This window comes from Candidatus Dadabacteria bacterium, assembly GCA_026708565.1.
In the GTDB taxonomy this organism is placed as follows: domain Bacteria; phylum Desulfobacterota_D; class UBA1144; order Nemesobacterales; family Mycalebacteriaceae; genus Mycalebacterium.
In genome coordinates this window covers 1-2,936 of the sequence record JAPOUR010000056.1, presented here as the reverse complement: position 1 = coordinate 2,936, position 2,936 = coordinate 1, and the positions used below count along the sequence as shown (strand labels likewise).

Genomic DNA, 2,936 nt, shown 5'->3' with positions numbered 1-2,936 from the left:
ATGTCCATCCCGCTTGTAACCTTGCCGAAAACCGTGTGGCGGCCGTTGAGGTGCGGCTGGGGGGCGTGGGTGATGAAAAACTGGCTTCCGTTGGTGTCGGGGCCGGCGTTCGCCATTGAGATAACGCCCGCGGCGTGAACCAGCGGGTTGCCCGCCGTTTCATCCTCAAAGCGGTATCCGGGGCCGCCCGCGCCCGTGCCGGACGGGTCGCCGCCCTGAATCACAAAGTCCCGTATGACGCGGTGGAAAGTAACGCCGTCATAAAACCCCTCGCCCGCAAGAAACACAAAGTTGTTGACCGTCTTGGGAGCGTGTTCGGGGTAAAGTTCAAGCGTGATACCGCCCCGGTTTGTCTCCATATTCACCACATAGATTTTTGACGGGTCTATGCTCATCTCCGGCGGAGATTCCCATTGTTTTGGCTCTGCCATAGTCGTTTTTCCTCCAGACTGTTTTTGTTTTGTCCGTTTTGATTCGGTCTGTTTTCGTTCAGTCCGCTTTTTTTCGGACTGCCGCTCACTTTTCTCCCCGCCGTCGCCGCCGCATCCGGTCAGCAGAGCGGCGCACAGCGCGGCTGCAAAAAATTTTTTCATGTTTTCCTCCCTGCGGGCGCAACCGGCAACTCACGGACCTCAACGCCGAGACGGGTGAAAAACCCGTCCGTCTGCGGCGCGCGCCCCGTGAGTATGTGGGCAAGCCTCCCGCCAAAGCCCTGAAATCCGCCGTCTCCGCGGGCAATCACTTCAACCGTTTCCGCATCAACAAGCGCAACCGTGGGCATGACCTCCAGTATATCAGCAAAAAACTCATCCCGCCCCTCCGCCGCCGCCCACCGCGCGGACACAAACAGGGGCAGAAACCCCGCGACACGCGAAAAGATGTCCGCCTCCGGAAGGTGGCAGTAACACTGCGACTCCGCGCCCAGAGCGCCGCCCGCGTGTTCAGCCGCCTCCGACAGCATTGTCATAAACTCGCCGTGCGTCCGGACACCCGCGCCGTCGCCGTCCCGGATGTCAAACGCCGCCTGTTCCGGGCGGACGGACGAAATTGCCTCGCGGATCTGGTCGCGGGTCTTCTTTCTCCGCATAAAACCGAATTTAACCGCCGCCTCAAAACCGGCCGTTTTGCCGTCCGGCGCGGCGGCTCCCGAAAAGTAAACCGCCGTGTCCGCCCCCGCCGCCTCCGCCGCCTCGCGGTCTTTTACAAACGCCGCTTTTGCCCCGGCGGGAGGCGCGCCCGAAACCGACACGCCGCCGAGCATCAGAACGGCGGTCTCCGCCACCAAGCGCGGATACGCTCCTCCCGGACTGAAAAACGCCGGGTCTCCCGCGCAAAAACCGCCGCTTGCGAGAAACGCGGCCATGCTTTCGGCGTCGGTCTCAAAATCCTTCCATGTTATTTGCTTCCAGCTCATGCCGTCTCTCCTCTGAATGAGCAAAGCGGAGCCTCTTTCGGACACCTGCTGTTTTATGGCGGCGGGAAATGTGCTTGGGAGCATGAAAAACACCGGGGAGCGGAAACCTTCGCCGCTCGCGGGTTATAATACACACCGTCCGCCCCTGTGAAAAGTTTGATGGAAAATTCGCAATGCCGCCTGAAAAAATAGACCTTTCACGCCTCCCGAAGCCGTTGTTTGAGGCGGCGCGGGCGGTGGTGCGCTCTCTCAGAGACGCCGGGCACGAGGCGTTTTTTGTGGGCGGATGCGTCCGCAACGCGCTGTGCGGGCTTCCCGCCGGAGAGTTTGACATCACCACCTCGGCAACGCCGGACGAGGTTACGAAACTGTTCCGGCGCACATACGGGGTGGGGCGGAGTTTCGGCGTTATCGTGGTTCGGGAGGGCGGCGGCGAGTTTGAGGTTGCCACCTACCGCGCGGACATGGGATACAAAGACGGCAGACGCCCCGAAGCGGTGCGCTACTCAAAGAGCGCGAGGGAGGATGTGGAGCGGCGCGACTTCACCATAAACGGGCTGCTTCTTGACCCCGAAACGGGAGAGGTGTTTGACTATGCGGGCGGCGTTGCGGATTTGAAAAACAAGGTTGTCCGAACCATCGGAGAGCCGCTTGAAAGGTTTTCCGAAGACCATTTGCGCATGCTCCGCGCGGCGCGTTTCGCGGCGAATCTCGGTTTTGAAATTGAGGGCAAAACGTTTGAGGCGATACGGGAAAACTGCGGAATGATAAGTTCCGTGAGCCCGGAGAGGACGCGGGAGGAAATAGTGAAGATGCTCACGCGCCCGAACAGCGGGCGCGGTCTCGGCCTGCTCAGGGAAACGGGGTTGCTCGCCCGCATTCTTCCCGAAGCGGACGCCATGGCGGGCGTCGCCCAGCCGCCGGAGTTTCATCCCGAAGGCGATGTGTTTGTTCACACGCAACTGGTTCTTGACCGCCTTGAGGAGCATACGCCCGAAAGGTCGCCCGAACTTGCGGTCGGCGCGCTTCTTCACGACATAGGCAAGCCGCCCACCTTTGAGGCGCCGGACGGGGACGGAGACAGAATCCGCTTCAACGGGCATGACAGGGTGGGCGCGGCAATGGCGAAAAAGGTGTGCCGCCGCCTGAGATTTTCAAACAAGCAGACCGAAAGGATATGCGAACTTGTGCGCCATCACCTGAAGTTCAAGGACATATTCAAGATGAGGGAAAGCACTCTGAAGCGGTTTCTGGGAATGCCGTATTTTGAGGAACACCTTGCCCTTCATCAGGCCGACTGCCTTGCAAGCCACGGCTTGACGGACGCCTATGAGTTTGCGAAGGCAAAGTTGGAGGAGTTCGGCGAGGAGGAAATCAAACCCGCCCCGCTGATTACGGGAACTGATTTGATAGAGATGGGGCTTACTCCGGGGCCCGTGTTTTCAAAACTTCTCTCGCAAGTTGAAGAGGCGCAGATGGAAAACAGGGTCAAAACCAGAAGCGAAGCGCTTGAGTTGGTGAA

3 protein-coding genes are annotated in these 2,936 nt (G+C 59.8%); 1 reads left to right on the top strand and 2 read right to left on the bottom strand.

From position 1 onward, the window contains the following. A partial coding sequence (locus tag OXF42_06895; protein MCY4047810.1) for a peptidylprolyl isomerase occupies positions 1-395 on the bottom strand: 395 nt, incomplete at its 3' end. Between the two features lie 194 nt (positions 396-589). Further along, a complete protein-coding gene (locus tag OXF42_06890; GenBank protein ID MCY4047809.1) occupies positions 590-1,498 on the bottom strand; it encodes a hypothetical protein in 909 nt (302 codons plus the stop codon). A gap of 89 nt (positions 1,499-1,587) precedes the next feature. On the opposite strand from OXF42_06890, the gene OXF42_06885 reads away from it, so the two are divergent. Continuing rightward, positions 1,588-2,936 (top strand): CCA tRNA nucleotidyltransferase (locus OXF42_06885; GenBank protein ID MCY4047808.1); only part of this gene is annotated, 1,349 nt, incomplete at its 3' end.

Excerpts from the sequence above, each read along its gene's own strand:
- OXF42_06890 (MCY4047809.1), bottom strand. The coding sequence starts at position 1,498 with ATGCTCCCAAGCACATTTCCCGCCGCCATAAAACAGCAGGTGTCCGAA.